Annotated in this window: 14 protein-coding genes; 3 read left to right on the plus strand and 11 right to left on the minus strand. The window is 41.8% G+C overall.

The features are described from left to right. Positions 1 to 482 precede the first annotated feature (482 nt). Positions 483 to 1,301, plus strand: coding sequence for a sialate O-acetylesterase (locus tag BVH02_RS11315; protein WP_086501567.1), 819 nt, complete (start codon positions 483 to 485; stop codon positions 1,299 to 1,301). A 2-nt stretch (positions 1,302 to 1,303) separates the two neighbouring features. Here BVH02_RS11315 and BVH02_RS11320 read toward each other — a convergent pair whose 3' ends face one another. From BVH02_RS11320 to BVH02_RS11355, 9 genes are all read right to left on the minus strand, one after another. After that, a complete protein-coding gene (locus BVH02_RS11320; RefSeq protein ID WP_086501568.1) occupies positions 1,304 to 1,882 on the minus strand; it encodes a YdeI/OmpD-associated family protein in 579 nt (192 codons plus the stop codon). 116 nt (positions 1,883 to 1,998) lie between these two features. Further along, positions 1,999 to 2,415 carry a DUF1801 domain-containing protein gene (locus BVH02_RS11325; protein ID WP_086501569.1) on the minus strand — a complete coding sequence of 139 codons (417 nt, stop codon included), beginning with the start codon at positions 2,413 to 2,415 and terminating at the stop codon, positions 1,999 to 2,001. A gap of 165 nt (positions 2,416 to 2,580) precedes the next feature. Next, complete coding sequence (locus BVH02_RS11330) at positions 2,581 to 2,979, minus strand: GlcG/HbpS family heme-binding protein (RefSeq protein WP_086501570.1); 399 nt, start codon at positions 2,977 to 2,979, stop codon at positions 2,581 to 2,583. A gap of 60 nt (positions 2,980 to 3,039) precedes the next feature. Continuing rightward, positions 3,040 to 3,156, minus strand: coding sequence for a hypothetical protein (locus BVH02_RS21960; RefSeq protein ID WP_317045427.1), 117 nt, complete (start codon positions 3,154 to 3,156; stop codon positions 3,040 to 3,042). Positions 3,157 to 3,163: 7 nt separating this feature from the next. Beyond that, entirely contained in the window at positions 3,164 to 3,244 is an 81-nt protein-coding gene (locus BVH02_RS22045; RefSeq protein ID WP_317130476.1) for a DUF3703 domain-containing protein, read from the minus strand. Between the two features lie 214 nt (positions 3,245 to 3,458). Then, on the minus strand, positions 3,459 to 4,433 hold the full coding sequence (locus tag BVH02_RS11340) for an MBL fold metallo-hydrolase (RefSeq protein ID WP_086501571.1): 975 nt from the start codon (positions 4,431 to 4,433) through the stop codon (positions 3,459 to 3,461). Between the two features lie 54 nt (positions 4,434 to 4,487). After that, on the minus strand, positions 4,488 to 5,060 hold the full coding sequence (locus tag BVH02_RS11345) for a GNAT family N-acetyltransferase (RefSeq protein ID WP_086501572.1): 573 nt from the start codon (positions 5,058 to 5,060) through the stop codon (positions 4,488 to 4,490). A gap of 4 nt (positions 5,061 to 5,064) precedes the next feature. After that, complete coding sequence (locus tag BVH02_RS11350) at positions 5,065 to 5,412, minus strand: VOC family protein (RefSeq protein WP_086501573.1); 348 nt, start codon at positions 5,410 to 5,412, stop codon at positions 5,065 to 5,067. A gap of 153 nt (positions 5,413 to 5,565) precedes the next feature. Continuing rightward, positions 5,566 to 6,042 carry a hypothetical protein gene (locus tag BVH02_RS11355; protein WP_086501574.1) on the minus strand — a complete coding sequence of 159 codons (477 nt, stop codon included), beginning with the start codon at positions 6,040 to 6,042 and terminating at the stop codon, positions 5,566 to 5,568. Between the two features lie 290 nt (positions 6,043 to 6,332). Here BVH02_RS11355 and BVH02_RS11360 point away from each other — a divergent pair, with 290 nt between their 5' ends. Continuing rightward, positions 6,333 to 7,868, plus strand: coding sequence for a sulfatase (locus BVH02_RS11360; protein WP_086501575.1), 1,536 nt, complete (start codon positions 6,333 to 6,335; stop codon positions 7,866 to 7,868). Between the two features lie 198 nt (positions 7,869 to 8,066). Further along, complete coding sequence (locus tag BVH02_RS11365; RefSeq protein WP_086501576.1) at positions 8,067 to 8,537, plus strand: GAF domain-containing protein; 471 nt, start codon at positions 8,067 to 8,069, stop codon at positions 8,535 to 8,537. A 608-nt stretch (positions 8,538 to 9,145) separates the two neighbouring features. Here BVH02_RS11365 and BVH02_RS11375 read toward each other — a convergent pair. Both BVH02_RS11375 and BVH02_RS11380 read right to left on the minus strand, forming a co-directional pair. After that, the gene (locus BVH02_RS11375; protein WP_086501578.1) at positions 9,146 to 10,306 is read right to left on the minus strand and encodes an efflux RND transporter periplasmic adaptor subunit; all 1,161 of its coding nucleotides are present in this window, start codon (positions 10,304 to 10,306) and stop codon (positions 9,146 to 9,148) included. 105 nt (positions 10,307 to 10,411) lie between these two features. Next, positions 10,412 to 14,737 (minus strand): CusA/CzcA family heavy metal efflux RND transporter, encoded by a 4,326-nt coding sequence (locus tag BVH02_RS11380; RefSeq protein ID WP_086501579.1) that lies wholly within the window; start codon positions 14,735 to 14,737, stop codon positions 10,412 to 10,414. Positions 14,738 to 14,883 lie beyond the last annotated feature (146 nt).

Here is a 14,883-nt window from a genome sequence, read left to right on the forward strand (position 1 = left end):
TCTTCCAAAATAGTCAGAAAATTCCATCTGAAGTATCCTGTAGAATCCTATTTTGCTGAATGAAAACATATTAGCTCTAAGCTAAGTAGCAGTAATATGTCCTGAGCCAAAGGCTCTCACCTATGATCAATCACCTAAACTTCCACAGTCTCAAGTCCATGATTACAACACTGGCCGAGCCTGCCTACCGCAGGCAGGCCTAAAGCACTTACTAACTACACACAATTGTATTCCTCCAAAAGCCGTAGGCTTGGCTCATTTTGTAGGGTAGGATTTCAGTCCAGCCCTTGGACAAAAGCCGTAGGCTTGGTACATCTTGTAGCAAGGGATTTCAATCCCTTGCAAAGGACTCACCTATGAAATCAGAGTGCCGTAGGCACGGGACATATTACTAATTCTGAATTCATACCTAATATAATACCTGCAACTGCTGTAATGAAGAGCAAACATCTAGTAGCTTAACAAGCTCAACTTCTAAAATCATGAAATCAAAATACCTCCCACTCCTTTTGATATTCTTACTAATCCTAGGTTGCACCAGTCAAAAAAACATCCCAGCGACTACATCAAAAGAAAACCTTCACCTCTATCTTCTCATGGGACAATCCAATATGGCGGGTAGAGGGAAAGTGGAAGCCTTGGACACGCTCAGTCATCCACGTGTAATGATGCTGGACAAGGATATGAATTGGGTTTCAGCAAGAGATCCTATGCATTTTGATAAATCTGCTGCAGGTACAGGCCTCGGCTTGACTTTTGGGAAAATTATGGCAAACAATAACCCAAGCATCAAAATAGGACTCATCCCTACTGCGGTTGGAGGAAGCTCGATTAATTACTGGTTCGCTGATTCCCTTTTTTCCCAAACCAATACTTACCCTTACGATGATATGATACGGCGCACAAAAAAAGCCATGGAAACCGGCGCCTTGAAAGGGATACTCTGGCATCAGGGAGAGTCAGACTCGAATTCTGAAGAAGCTTTAAATGGGTACAGGCAAAAATTCGAAGCCATGCTGGATTCTCTCAAATCTGATTTGGGAATAGAATCAATCCCGCTTGTAATGGGAGAAATTGGCTACTTTTTCTACCCTAAAGCTGACTATGCTCAAAAAATGAATGGAGTCATTTGGCAAATCTCTAATAGTTCGGATTGTGTAGGACTAGTCACGGCAGAAGGCTTAACTCACAAAGGCGATAGCACCCACTTCGATTCCAACTCCTACCATGCGCTGGGAGTGAGATATGCTGCCAAAATGCAAGAACTTCAAACTAAGTGCCCGATCAATTTCAAAAAGTAAACTCAATCATTCAATCCCTTTCCGGCCAGAATTTGGGGGCTGTATTTATCTATCCTTGCCTCTCGGGTTTTAGCTTGCTTAGCTGCCGAAAAATATAACAAATACCCACGTTGGCGACCTGGTGTCAAAGCGTTAAAAGCAGTTTTCAACTCAGCGTTCTCATCCAATTTCACTTGGAATTCGGCTGGGATAGCATACTCCTTCGTCTTTTTCAATGGTACTTTCAAGCCAGCTTTTTCTACTTCAATAGCTTCATAAATGTAGGCTTTCAGTGTTGGTTTCAATGTTACGATCTCGGAAAGATTGCTGAACCTAATCTGACGGGCAGCCTGTACATTTTCTGTCTGCTGGATCAGAATACCTTCCTCATCTTGAAGCAAAGCCCCTTTGTGAAACAAAAGCGCACAGTATTCTTTGAAACCATGTATCAATACCACATTGCTTCCTTGATAAGTGTAGCAAGGCACACCCCATTTCAGTTCTTCAGTTAGTCCACAATCCAGCACCAGCGTTCTTAGCTGCCTGTATTCTTCCTGCCACTGGGATGCTTTATCGAAAAAAAAGTCCACTTTAGAATTCATCTTTTTGTTAGTTTTCTTTAACCGCGGTGCACGCAGAGTTTAACACAGAGGGCACTATTGAATAGTAGGGATTACATTTGTCTGAGGTTAATACAGTTTGGTTTCAGCCCCACTTCTTATAACCCCAGAGTCGGCAATTGCTTAACCTGATGATACCTTAACGCGGCTTTGATACAGTTCTTCAATTCAGTTTCAGGTATTTCCTCATCCAATTTAAAAACTAATGCCCTATTTCCTTCATAGTCAAAGATTTCATTATAAGTCAAACGAAAACTAGTAACAAGCTTACTGGTGCATTTGAAATACATCGCATATTGATTCGGATTTTTCTCTTTCCAATCCATGCGAATGGTGCTCCCTTTTTTGGCAAGAAAGCTTGGCTCTCCCCACTTGAGTACCTCCTCTAAACTTGACAAATCCATTTCTGTAGCAACTTGTAAAACCAATCTTCTCAAATTCATTATTTTATCTCGTACGAAGTCCGGATAATTTGCATAAACTAATTCAACTTCAGGACTTGTTTTCAATTCCATAGTTCAAAAATTAATAGCACGAATTCTATCTCAATTGAAGAAGCCAAGAAGGAGCATTTCAGCTTTTCCCTTCTTGGCATCCCACTATTCCAGTCTCGTCTCAGACCGTAACCTCATAATCATCAAATCATATGAGGCACAACTCAATCCAAATCTTACTCTAAACTATATTGCTTTTGCTCCAGCTTCAGCTACTGTATGATCATTTTCCACTGAGCTTCCACTTACTCCAATGGCACCAATGATTGTCCCTTCAGCATTCTTGATCGGTATCCCCCCTGGAAAAGTGATCAAACCAGAATTGGAATGCTCAATATTAAATAGTGGGCCACCTGGCTGAGAGAGGCTTCCTACAATTCCCGTATCCATATCAAAAAACCGAGCAGTTTTCGCCTTCTTGATTGAGATATCAAGAGAGCCCAACCAAGCTCCATCCATACGTGTAAAGGCTACCAAGTTTGCACCCCCATCCACGATGGCAATATTCATTTTAGTGTCTATTTCAGCTGCTTTAGCCTTTGCTTCTTGGATTGCTTTCTCTGCTTGTTCTAACGTAATATTCATAGTAATGATTAGTTGTGATTATTAAATAACTCTTCAATATAACTCAAAAAAACCTTTGTTCTAGACTTCGGCTATTCCAGCTTTCCTGAAAATATCCTGAATGCCCGGTGTAATCAAGAAAGGCTTTAGCGCTGGCACATTGGCTCCACCTGAATTCCCCATAAGCACTTTCCCCACGAAAGATTTAAACCCCTCCTACCAGGAATCGCGGTATTTGGCCGATGATTTCTTTTGCGCTTTTGATTCTAAATCCAAACTGCAGCATTATCAATGGACAATGCTATGCTCAAATGGATAGCGCTGGCCTAATAAATATGTGCCCGTTCCAATTGCTGCCAAGCTCCTGGCAAATCTCCCGATATATATTTCGGTATTGTTCTAATTCTGCCTTGTAAAATGGCAATAGAGAATTAGGCATGGTCGTGTATAACTTCATATGCTTATTTCTAAGTAATAATTAACTCCCCGTATGCATTGACTTATAATTCAAAAACCTCCCCGATTCTAGCAATTCGAAAGCCTTTCTCGATAGCCAGCTTTGACTCCACACTGCCTTGGTTGATCACGGGATTGGTATGGTTGAAATGAATGAAGATCACTTTGGACTTATCTTTTTTAGACAATCCATCAAATTCGCTCATACTCTCTAAGATAAAAGGATGCGGAATCTCGGCCATATCACGATTATTCAATTCCTTCCCGCTAAAAAAAGTAGCATCTACAAATGCATAATCCACCGACTTAATCTCTTTTAGGATATCCTTCTCCCACTTTTCCCACTTGTCAATATCAGGGATGAACAGAGCCGTTTTAGTAGGACCAAAAATCTTATAACCCACCGTTTCTGAGAATTCATCACGGTGTGGCACTTGGACTGGCACTACTGTTAACTGTTGCGAAAGAGTAATCGGAACTTCATTATCCAATGGCATCAGCTCAATATTCTCGCTGCTCACCAACTGGCTCCAAGGACCATTGTTGCTGAGGAATTCTATCATTCTTGGCATCGCAAACACAGGTACTTTTTTCGCATCACGAGCTTCTTTTCCCAAAAACATCAAACCTGCATAATGGCCAATATGCGCATGTGTTAAAAAAATTCCATCAGGCATCTCACCTTCAGTTTCTACTCCAAAATTCTTTAATACTTTGACTTGTCTTCCAATATCAGGCGTTGCTTCAAAAAGGTATTTCTTTTTCGTCTCCGCATCAAATACCCCTAGAGAAGCTACCTGCCTGTCTTCATCCGGATTTTCAAAAAGCATGGCACAACATTCCTTTGTACATCCTATATGCGGAGATCCCCCATCTTGGATAGTCCCAAGAATGATTATCGAGGTAGTAGAAATACCTTTATTTGAAGCTTTCTCGATATCATCATCTTTCTGCGCCGAATCATTACAAGCTGAAAACAGAAGTGCTAAAAGTGCTAAAACAACGAAATTATATAACATAAGAACTTGAGATAACTTGATAAGGGATTTTTAAATTAATAAGGATATTTGAAATTAGTCGGAAGGATTATCCTTACTCACTTGCAAATGCTCCATTGAAAAGCCTAGCAATTCTCTATCCTCCACGAATGCAAAGCCAAGTCTCTTATAGAGTTTCTTTGCTCTATAATTAGTTTTATCCACAAGCAAACCAAGTGTCTGACTTTGCTTGTACACGATTTCTTCGATTAAATAACCTAGCATTTTTGAACCCAAGCCTTTCCCTTGATGACTTAGCGCTACTCCCAAAGAATCTATGTAAAACTCACCCGCTTGGGTTTCATCTTCTACTTTCAGATTTGCATCATAATGCTGATGAACATAATCCAAAACTGGTCTCCGCAACTCCTCCAACCTTGCCCCATCATAAACTAGCGCAGCTGCGACGACCTGTCCCCCATCCAACACGACATAGCAGTTCTGAAAAGAATATTGGTTCTCCTCACTGCTGACAAAGTGAAGCAAAAAGGCTTTGCCCTTTTCGTACTGCTCCTCCCCGATGAACTTATAGATTACATCTCCCGAAGCAAGCATCAGAAGTGGTGCAATCGCCTCAGCGTCTTCAAGTTTGGCTTTTCGAATGTTCATCTTTCTACCCCTCCGTCCAAACCGCCAATTCATTCCCTGATGGATCAAGAAATTGGAACCTCCTGCCTCCGGGAAATAAAAAAATATCTACTGAAATCTTCCCATTTGCCTTCAGGACAGCTTCTCTTGCAAGTTCCAGCTCTTCATGTTGGAGCACTATCAGGGCTCCATTGTGTATCTCATTATCTGTTTTCTCAAATCCTCCAGCTATTCCACTTTCAGAAAATGCTGTATATCCAGGTCCATAATCAGTGAAAACCCAACCAAAAGCCTGCTCATAAAACTGTTTGATTTCGTCAAGGTCTTTTGCCTTAAATTCTACGTAATTGATGTGGTTATCTGTATTTTTCATCTGGGAGGCGGAGTAAGTAAAATAATAATCGAAATGCTAAACTAGTGGTTTTTGACACCTAGGGCCAGATCTCTACAAGCTCATACCTTGTTATGATCCTTTTCCGGCTTAAAGTTTTTAAGTGACAAATTAATCAGAGAGCAGCTAATCATCTTACACAAAGTACCAACCATGACTTCCAGCCACAGCACCAAGAATAGTAATTAAGCTCAAGATCAGTAATACCCAATGTAATCTATGCATAAATGCAAAGGTCTTTTCTGGGTTTTCAGCTACCTTCTTTTTGAAGATTTTATGCAATACAAATGGCTCTAGAACAAATAACATTACAGTGAAAAGCAACCATACTAGAGTCATCGCATGAACCCACCAGAATCTGTAATCTAAGTATCTACTCCAGGCATCCAACTTGTAGAGCATATAGAAACCAGACAATCCTGTCAGAAGTGTCGTGATTTTAGCCTGAAGTGCAAACCTACCTTCTATCTGCTCAAACACCTTGATCTGATCCTCTTTTGATGATAGCCTTTTGACAGCTGGAAAAATTACTGTGGTTACCATCGCTACTCCTCCTATCCACAGCACCACTGCCAAGACATGAATTATTCGAGCTAATGTCAATTCCTCCATTTTACTGTATTTTAATCAGTTATAAAAATCACCAAACAGATACTGAAACCTTTAAAGATTTATATCGCTTCCCTTAGAAAATTGTCCTGAATAAAGATAGAAATTAAGCTCCATACGCACCTAGTTCGTTTCAAATATCCTTCATGACATATCCTCGAACTACCTTATGGAAATTTGCTTTTCCTTTAGAAAAACAAAAACAGCTCGATGTTCTTTCGAAATAGGGGTCTTGGAAAGTAAGCCTGTAAATGATAGGTTTGCTTTGGTCATCTCCACCCACGTCTATAAAAATGCACAAATTTACCTCAGCGTTAGCACTATCACTTTTTTCTGGCCTGCTATTACTTGGGCTAAATTCCTGCACTACCAAGCAAGTGAGCACGCCTCCTAACATTATCGTATTTATGATAGATGATATGGGATTGATGGATACTTCACTTCCTTTTGTCATGGATGAGGCAGGTAATCCCGTCTCTTATCCGCTGAATAAGTTTTACCAGACGCCAAACATGGAGATTCTAGCCAGCCAAGGCATACGATTTTCCAATTTCTACGCGCATTCAGTCTGCTCTCCTTCTCGAACGTCTATCCTCACCGGTCAGAACTCCGCTCGCCATGGTGTCACCAATTGGATTCGTTCGGAAGAAAATAACCGTACGGAGTTTGGCCCAGCAGACTGGAATTGGAAAGGACTGGACAAGAACTCCACCACGCTTCCTAGACTGCTTCAACAGCATGGCTACAAAACTATCCATGTTGGCAAGGCGCATTTTGGACCCTTCGACAGCGAGGGAGAAGATCCACTGAACTTGGGCTTTGACATCAACATAGGCGGGAGCTCCATTGGACAGCCAGGCAGTTACTTAGGTACAGAGTCCTTTGGGCATGCAGGAGGAAATAAATCCCGAGCTGTGCCAGGTCTAGAAAAATACCATGGGCAGGACATCTTCTTAACCGAGGCTCTCACACTAGAGGCAAATGCCGCTATTTCTCAGGCAAAAGCAGAAGGAAAACCTTTCTTCCTCAATATGTCCCACTATGCCGTCCATGCCCCATTTTACTCAGATCCACGGTTTGCAGAAAAGTATGAGAAATCCGATTATCCGGAAAAAGCCAAAGCTTATGCTACGCTGATTGAGGGAATAGACAAGTCACTGGGCGATATTATGCAGCATGTAAAAGAATTAGGCTTGGGGGATAATACCTTAATTCTATTCCTAGGCGATAATGGTTCGGACGCTCCCTTGACAATAGAAGATGATTACAGTAGTTCTTCTCCACTCAAGGGCAAAAAAGGCAACCATTGGGAAGGTGGAATGCGCGTGCCATTTATAGCTGCATGGATAAGTAACAATGCCAAAGCCTCCAATCAACAAAAACTACCTATTACGCCAAATACAATACAGCAGCAATTAGGAAGCATCATCGATATTTTTCCTACCCTTTGCAACCTAGCAGGCATTCCCATACCAAAAGCATATGTCATAGATGGGTTTGATCTAAAACGTCAATTCAATGCTGAACAAAATTCAGTTCGTGATGAGCGCTTCTTAAATCATTTCCCACATGGCGATCACCGCTCAAATTACTTCAGCAGTCTTGTCGATTCCGATTGGAAAATAGTCTATCATTACCCCGTCGATAGCGCACCACGATATGAGCTGTTTCATTTGAAAAGGGATCCTTTTGAAACGAAGAACTTGGCAGATTCTAATCCTGCAGAGTTGAAAAAAATGATGAAAATCCTTGCCGAGGAAATGAGCGAGAAAAACGCACACTATCCATCGCAAAACGATCAGCAATTGGAGTTAGTGATACCTGATTGAGAAAAATAGTTTAAGCAGCTAAAGACCAAGAATTCCTTAAGGAAAAAAATAGATTCTAGAAAACTGATGTAAGTAAAACAACAGCTTCTCCGTTCCTGAAAACTGCAGGTTGCAGGAGAAAGAAAGGGAATGTATTTTTCAGGAGCATTTAGAAGGGGATAGCCCCCCCAAATTCATTTTAACTTGCCTACTATACCCATGAACAATTCAGCATCAATCATCAATTCCATTAAGGAGACATCAGGAAATCTTAACTGGCAAGAAATGCTGGAATTAATTATTTCGGACTTTGACTGTACTACTGGAACGCTCCATACACTTGATCAGACAACCAATCTGTTGATGCTCAAGTCACAAAAAGGAATACCTGATTTTCTTTTGCCAAAAATGTCCTCTATTCCTATCGGAAAGGGGATGGCCGGAATCGCCGCTGAGCGGAGGACTCCTGTGGAAATGTGCAATTTGCAAACCGATGATTCGGGTGTTGCGCGACCTGCAGCCAAAGAAACTAAAGTGGAAGGGTCTATTGCCGTCCCTATGTTATTAGACGGTGAATTATATGGCACCTTGGGCATTGCCAAGTCAGTCCCTTATGATTTTACCAAGTCAGAAAGTGATGCGTTGCTAGAGATCGGCGAAGCAATCGCCCATTTCATAACCTCCCGTTAAAGTAGGAGGTGAATTAAACGGACAATAATGGAATAGGAAGGAGGCTATCATTAGACTATAGAATACAGGATAGAACGGGTTTTCTCCAAATTATTTTCTCACTCTTATTATTTTTCTGGATTTGTAATCCAAACAATTCCAAAGAGTTCGACGGCTTCACCGTCGTAGAATCGCTCTCTGACTCTTTAACCCCCAGTTGCACCGGGGGCTATTCATGGTTCGATCCTTTCAGGATCATTTTAGATATTGAGTTGGAAAAACTATTTTGGAAGCTTTTCTTTAAAGACCACTAAGTGGTCAAACCATGAATAGCCATGGGTGCCCATAGACATGATGAGCCCGGTGTTTCGTAGCACGACCCCGAAGGGTGTCGAATAATTCTTGGATTTGTGATTCATATTTCAAATGATAAAGATGAATTAGGCTAAAGCCCTGCGAGATATCGCTCATATCTTTGCCTCCAAATAAAGCAGTGGGCTGTTTAAACGTACAGCAATTAAATTGGAATGTGGCTTTAGCCCATTCATTTGAGTTTAGAATAAAGGATAGAACGGCTTGAGCCAAATTATTTTCTAAACCCTTGCGTAAAGATCTTTGCGGTAAATAAACTAAGGCAGTAGATTAAACCCACCATGGGTCAGAATTACAGTCTTTTCATCCAAAGACTCATTAGGCATAAGCTCGGTCATCTCATTATTTTCTATTCCTGTTTTTACAACTACTTTCTCCAGCTTGTAGCCTGTTTCAGTCTTATCTCGCTGCACCAATACATAGCTTTCTCCTTCAGACACGACCACTGCAGTAGACGGAACTACCCAAGTATCTTTAGGATCCAGCCTTAATCTAGCTTCTATAAACATTCCTGGAATAAGCATCGCCTCCTCCTCTCTGTTTGGCAAATCAGCGTGAACAGTGATCTGTCTATCCTGACTGATTGATTGGCCTACCATCTTCACCTCAGCGGTTAATGTCTTGCCAGGCAAGTCAGGAATGGTAATTATAACTCGCTGCCCAACTTGGATATTTGCCGCATCCTTCTCAAAAAACACCAACTCTACATGCATATGTTCCTTACTGATAATCGTCATAGCCTTACCTGCCACCGGCAAAAATGACCCTTGAACCAAATGAATCGCATCAACAAACCCAGAAATTGGTGACAAGACAGGCACTTTGGAACGGATATTCTCTGGAAGTAATTGGTCCGTATTAATATTGATCAAAGCCAATTGGCGCTTCAAACTTTCTGTCGTGGCTTTGGTTGCTTGATAGTCAGCTTCTGCCTTTAGGTAATTCTTCTGAGCAGAAATCTTTTCTCCGAAAAGCGTCTTCTGACGCTCATATTCAGCAAATAAGTAATTCAACTGGCTTTTTGACTCTAAGTAGTCTTGTTGTAAACGGATGAATTCGGGGTTTTCAAGGTAGAAAAGTACTTCACCTTTGCGCACGGACTGGCCTTCCAGCTTGTTTAAACCACTTACATATCCTCCGAAAAATGCTGAAATCTCCTGTATACCTTCTACCGGAACTTTCACCATGCCCTGTACAGCTACCTCTTTAGAAAACTCCTCGATCTTGGGACTTCCCCAAGTCATATTCATGGTCTCAAATTGCTTCTGAGAAACCATAATATATGCGCCCGAAGAAGTCCCTTCTGCTACTTCTACCCCTTCCGCTGCGGGTTCACTTGATCCTTTACACTGGAAAAATAAAAGACTAGTAGCCAGTAGTGAAAAACTTACGATTGATTTTATAGGAAAATTATTCATCTGTTTATAATTGATTTTTTATGTTCATCTCGATAGCTATCGGATGGAATTTCGGATGGTTAATAATCATCTCAGTGTATGAAACTTTCGACATGCTCGATTTCATCAGTTCAGTAGGAAGTTTATATCCAAAATAGTTTGTTGATACGCAAATTTGCTTTGCAGATACTGAAGAGTTATCGTCCTAGAATTATCTAGAAGTTGCACGTACTGGAGGAAATCAATCTCGCCTTCTTGGTAGGAACGCTGGGCTTGTTCGAGGATTTGTAGAGAAAGGGTTTTGCCCTCCGATTCATAATAAGTGATGACTCGAAAATTTTGATCCAATTGCCGCTGCAGTTGTTGCGCTCGGCTTGACAATTGATTTTGATATTGCTCCGCTTCAAGCTGGATTTTTTGCTGATGAAACTCACTGCTTTTTACACTCGCTTTTTGAGCTCCAAAAAAGAGAGGAAGTGATATTCCGGCCTGAAAACCAGGATAAACCTTAGCATCTGCACCTTGATTTGTTCCTCGAAACACTTCAATGTTAAAGTCTGGCAGCAATTTTCTTTTTTCTGTTTGGATTTGATATCCAGATTGATTGACGGCAGACTCATAATATTCCACACCTGGATGAGAAGACAAATCTTCCTCCAATAAAACATCCAAATCAATCTCCTCTTTTGCAAGGGTAAGATCACCTTCCCAATTGAGTTTCAATTTAAGTTGATCTAACGCAATCAAATAGTTTTCATTAGCCTCACTTTTTTTCAAGCTGATCTCCTGACGTTTTCCTTCGGCTGTTAGCTTTTCCAGATAGTTAGTTTCTCCCGTTTCAAATTTCCGAGAAGCGGCACGTGTAAATTCCGAATAAAGTGAATCGAGGTAATCGTAATTTTCTATCAATTCATCCCAATATCTCACCGCAATAAACGCCTTACTTATCTCCCCCTCCAACTTGCGCTGTTGTAATTCAAATTGACTGAGTTGCATCTCTGCTCCTGCTTCCAATGCATTTTTCTGTGCTCCATAAAGAGTCGGAAAGGAAAAATTTTGGCTCAGACCCCACTTCCTGTTGTAAATGCCGTTTTCGGCAATGTCATTTTTATCCTCCGCATAATAGATATTCGTTTTTTCCAGATTCCAACCCTGACCTATGTTGGCATTTGCCATATCCAGCGACTTGCTTGCAGCTTGAAGAGTAAGGTTTCTTTCCACTCCTATTTCCATGGCTTGCGCCAGAGTAAGTGGAGTTTCTTGCGCGGTTGCTCCAAAGGAAACTGTCGCAATCAAAACAAGCGATGCTAGGACTTTTTTGGCAGAAGAGGTTGATGATCCAGCCTTCTTTTTAAATAAAACATACAGCACAGGTAAAACGATCAAGGTCAAAATAGTAGCAGAAATCAATCCTCCTACGACTACTGTGGCCAACGGCCTTTGTACTTCTGCACCTGCAGAATTGGAAATTGCCATCGGCAAGAAGCCTAGTGCAGCTGCTGAAGCGGTTAGCAAAACTGGCCGAAGTCGTTCCATAGCGCCTTTTATCACGAGATCTTTGAGGTTAGAATAGTGTGTTTCCATAGACTTGAAATGTTCTATCAATACGATACCGTTTAGCACCGCAATACCGAAAAGCGCAATGAATCCGACCCCGGCTGAGATGCTAAATGGCATGTCTCTAGCCCACAGTAGCAAGACTCCCCCTATTGCTGAAAGCGGAATTGCGGAATAGATCATTAGCGCGTCTTTGGCAGATGAGAAGGCAAAATAGAGTAGTACAAAAATCAGAAACAGCGCTATCGGAACAGCGATCATCAGGCGATTTCTTGCCTGCTGTAGATTTTCAAATTGACCACCGTATTCTACACGATACCCCTCAGGGAAATTTATTTGATTAGCTACAATCGCCTGAATATCATCTACCACTGACTGCAAATCACGGTTTCTCACATTCACTCCGATGACTATTCTACGGTTAGTATTATCTCTAGATATTTTCGCCGGGCCTTTGGTGTAGCTGATCGTCGCGAGTTCAGAAAGTGGCACCGAACCTCCATTGGGAAGTTGAATAGATGCCTGTTCGAGATTTTGAATATCCTTGCGGAAAGGCTCCGCAAATCGAACCACCAAATCAAACTGCCGCTCTCCTTCGAACACTTTCCCGGCACTCATCCCAGCAAAACCCATTGATACGATCTCATTGAGATCAGAGATATTCAAGCCAAACTTGGCGATTTTACCTCTATCGTATTCGATCTTCATCTGCGGAAGCCCATCTACCTTTTCCAAAATAATATCCGCAGCTCCTTCTACACCCTGTATCGCTGCTTCGATCTCCTCTGCAGTTTTCAGCAGTACATCCAAATCCTCTCCGAAAACCTTAATGGCCAAATCAGCTCTTACTCCTGTGATCAGCTCATTAAATCTCATTTCTATGGGCTGAGTAAATTCGTATTCCATACCAGGTATCACTTCCAGAGCCTCTTTGAATTTCTCCGCTAGCTCATCCTTAGTATTCACTGTTGTCCATTCCGAGCGAGGTTTCAGCGTCACGATCACATCACTTTCTTCCATAGACATAGGATCCGTGGGGATCTCCGCTGCCCCGATTCGAGTTACAATCTGATTCACCTCAGGGAATTCTTTCAGTATTTTCTCAATTCGTGTAGTAGTTTCTACCGTGTTAGTCAGTGATGTACCAGTCTTCAAAAATGGCTGAATCACAAAATCACCTTCATCTAGCGTAGGCACGAACTCAGACCCCATCGTAATGAAAATCAAAATAGTACCAGCCAATAAGCCAAAAGCACTAAGCAATACTACTTTGGTATGATCCAATGCCCATGTAATTGTAGGCTGGTAAACTTTGTTTATACCATTGATAATAATGGTAGAGATATTCTTTGGACCTGGTGGAGTGGTCTTCAGGAAAAGTGCTGACACTACCGGTACGTAAGTCAAGCCTAGGATCATGGCTCCGATGAGCGCAAATGAAAACACTTCCGCCATAGGTCGGAACATCTTGCCTTCCACTCCGGTCAGCGATAAAATCGGGATAAAAACGATGATGATAATAATTTGTCCAAAAATCGCTGAATGCATCATCTTTGAAGCGCCTGTGAAGGATATTTCATCTTTCTTTTCCTGACGCTCAACTTTGGAAAGTCCCGCTAGTTGATGATCGGAGCGCGTAAACTGGTAAGCAATGAACTCTACGATAATCACAGCACCGTCGATGATAATCCCAAAGTCAATCGCACCCAAACTCATGAGGTTAGCATCGACTCCAAAGATATACATCATCGAGAGGGCAAAAAGCAAACTCAGTGGAATCACTGAGGCTACGACCAAGCCGGATCGAAAATTTCCGAGTAACAAAACCACTACAAAAACCACAATCAAACATCCCAATATTAGGTTTTCAGCAATTGTGAAGGTGGTTCTTTCGATCAATTCTGAACGATCCAAGAACCCATTGATAATTATTCCATCTGGCAAGGAGGACTCAATTTCTTCCAATCGCTCCTTCACTCTATCAATGGTCCCTTTGGAATCAGCCCCTTTCAGCATCATCACTTGCCCTAGCACTTTTTCACCTTCGCCATTGGCCGTGATTGCTCCAAATCTATTCGCATGTCCAAAGCCAACCTCTGCTATGTCTCTGACATAAATCGGAGAGCCATTTCTCACCTCCACCACTATATTTCCGATATCCTCCAGGCTAGCAACCAAGCCTTCTCCACGGATAAAGAAACTTTCATTTGTCTTTTCTATATACCCTCCACCGGCAATGGAGTTATTGCTTTCAAGTGCATGAAACACCGCTGCAATATCTATCTGCATCCCCTTCAATCGCTCTGGATTGATGGCTACTTCATATTGCTTGAGAAACCCACCCCAGGTGTTCACTTCCACTACTCCTTCTATACCTGAGAGCTGACGGCGGACCACCCAATCCTGAATAGAGCGCAGATCTGTGATGGAATAGTCTGACTCGTAACCAGGCTTCACGTCGATTATATATTGATAAATCTCTCCTAATCCAGTCGATATAGGCCCCATGATAGGCGTGCCAAAACCAGTCGGGATACTCTCCTCAGCCATCTTTATCCGCTCGGCGATCAATTGCCTAGGGAGATAAGTGCCCATGTCATCTTCGAAAACTATAGTAACTACAGATAGTCCAAACTTTGAAATTGAACGGATTTCGATCACGCCGGGAAGATTTGCCATCTCCAGTTCTACTGGATAAGTCAGGTATTTTTCTACGTCTTCTGTGGCAAGATTTCTGGAAGTGGTGATCACCTGCACTTGGTTGGTCGTCACATCAGGCACAGCGCCTATAGGCAAATTGCTAAGCGCAAAAATCCCGAACCCAATCCAAGCGGCAATAAAAATGAAAACTATGAGCTTATTTGCAATACTCCAATGTATAATTCGATCTAACATGCAAGCGGGTGTAAGTAGGTATTGTTATCCACAGTGATGCCAGTTGCCTTTTTCCATTTAGTTTAAATACATGGAATATTTCCCGATATCTATCGGGAAAGATACAGCCTCATGGACAAATTCAGCATATCCTAGATGCATTGGTC

This window comes from Algoriphagus ratkowskyi (assembly GCF_002150505.1).
Classification (GTDB): Bacteria; Bacteroidota; Bacteroidia; order Cytophagales; family Cyclobacteriaceae; genus Algoriphagus; species Algoriphagus ratkowskyi.

Excerpts from the sequence above, each read along its gene's own strand:
- BVH02_RS11315 (WP_086501567.1), top strand. The coding sequence starts at position 483 with ATGAAATCAAAATACCTCCCACTCCTTTTGATATTCTTACTAATCCTA.
- BVH02_RS11320 (WP_086501568.1), bottom strand. The coding sequence starts at position 1,882 with ATGAATTCTAAAGTGGACTTTTTTTTCGATAAAGCATCCCAGTGGCAG.
- BVH02_RS11325 (WP_086501569.1), bottom strand. The coding sequence starts at position 2,415 with ATGGAATTGAAAACAAGTCCTGAAGTTGAATTAGTTTATGCAAATTAT.
- BVH02_RS11330 (WP_086501570.1), bottom strand. The coding sequence starts at position 2,979 with ATGAATATTACGTTAGAACAAGCAGAGAAAGCAATCCAAGAAGCAAAG.
- BVH02_RS22045 (WP_317130476.1), bottom strand. The coding sequence starts at position 3,244 with ATGCTGCAGTTTGGATTTAGAATCAAAAGCGCAAAAGAAATCATCGGC.
- BVH02_RS11340 (WP_086501571.1), bottom strand. The coding sequence starts at position 4,433 with ATGTTATATAATTTCGTTGTTTTAGCACTTTTAGCACTTCTGTTTTCA.
- BVH02_RS11345 (WP_086501572.1), bottom strand. The coding sequence starts at position 5,060 with ATGAACATTCGAAAAGCCAAACTTGAAGACGCTGAGGCGATTGCACCA.
- BVH02_RS11350 (WP_086501573.1), bottom strand. The coding sequence starts at position 5,412 with ATGAAAAATACAGATAACCACATCAATTACGTAGAATTTAAGGCAAAA.
- BVH02_RS11355 (WP_086501574.1), bottom strand. The coding sequence starts at position 6,042 with ATGGAGGAATTGACATTAGCTCGAATAATTCATGTCTTGGCAGTGGTG.
- BVH02_RS11360 (WP_086501575.1), top strand. The coding sequence starts at position 6,333 with ATGCACAAATTTACCTCAGCGTTAGCACTATCACTTTTTTCTGGCCTG.
- BVH02_RS11365 (WP_086501576.1), top strand. The coding sequence starts at position 8,067 with ATGAACAATTCAGCATCAATCATCAATTCCATTAAGGAGACATCAGGA.
- BVH02_RS11375 (WP_086501578.1), bottom strand. The coding sequence starts at position 10,306 with ATGAATAATTTTCCTATAAAATCAATCGTAAGTTTTTCACTACTGGCT.
- BVH02_RS11380 (WP_086501579.1), bottom strand. The coding sequence starts at position 14,737 with ATGTTAGATCGAATTATACATTGGAGTATTGCAAATAAGCTCATAGTT.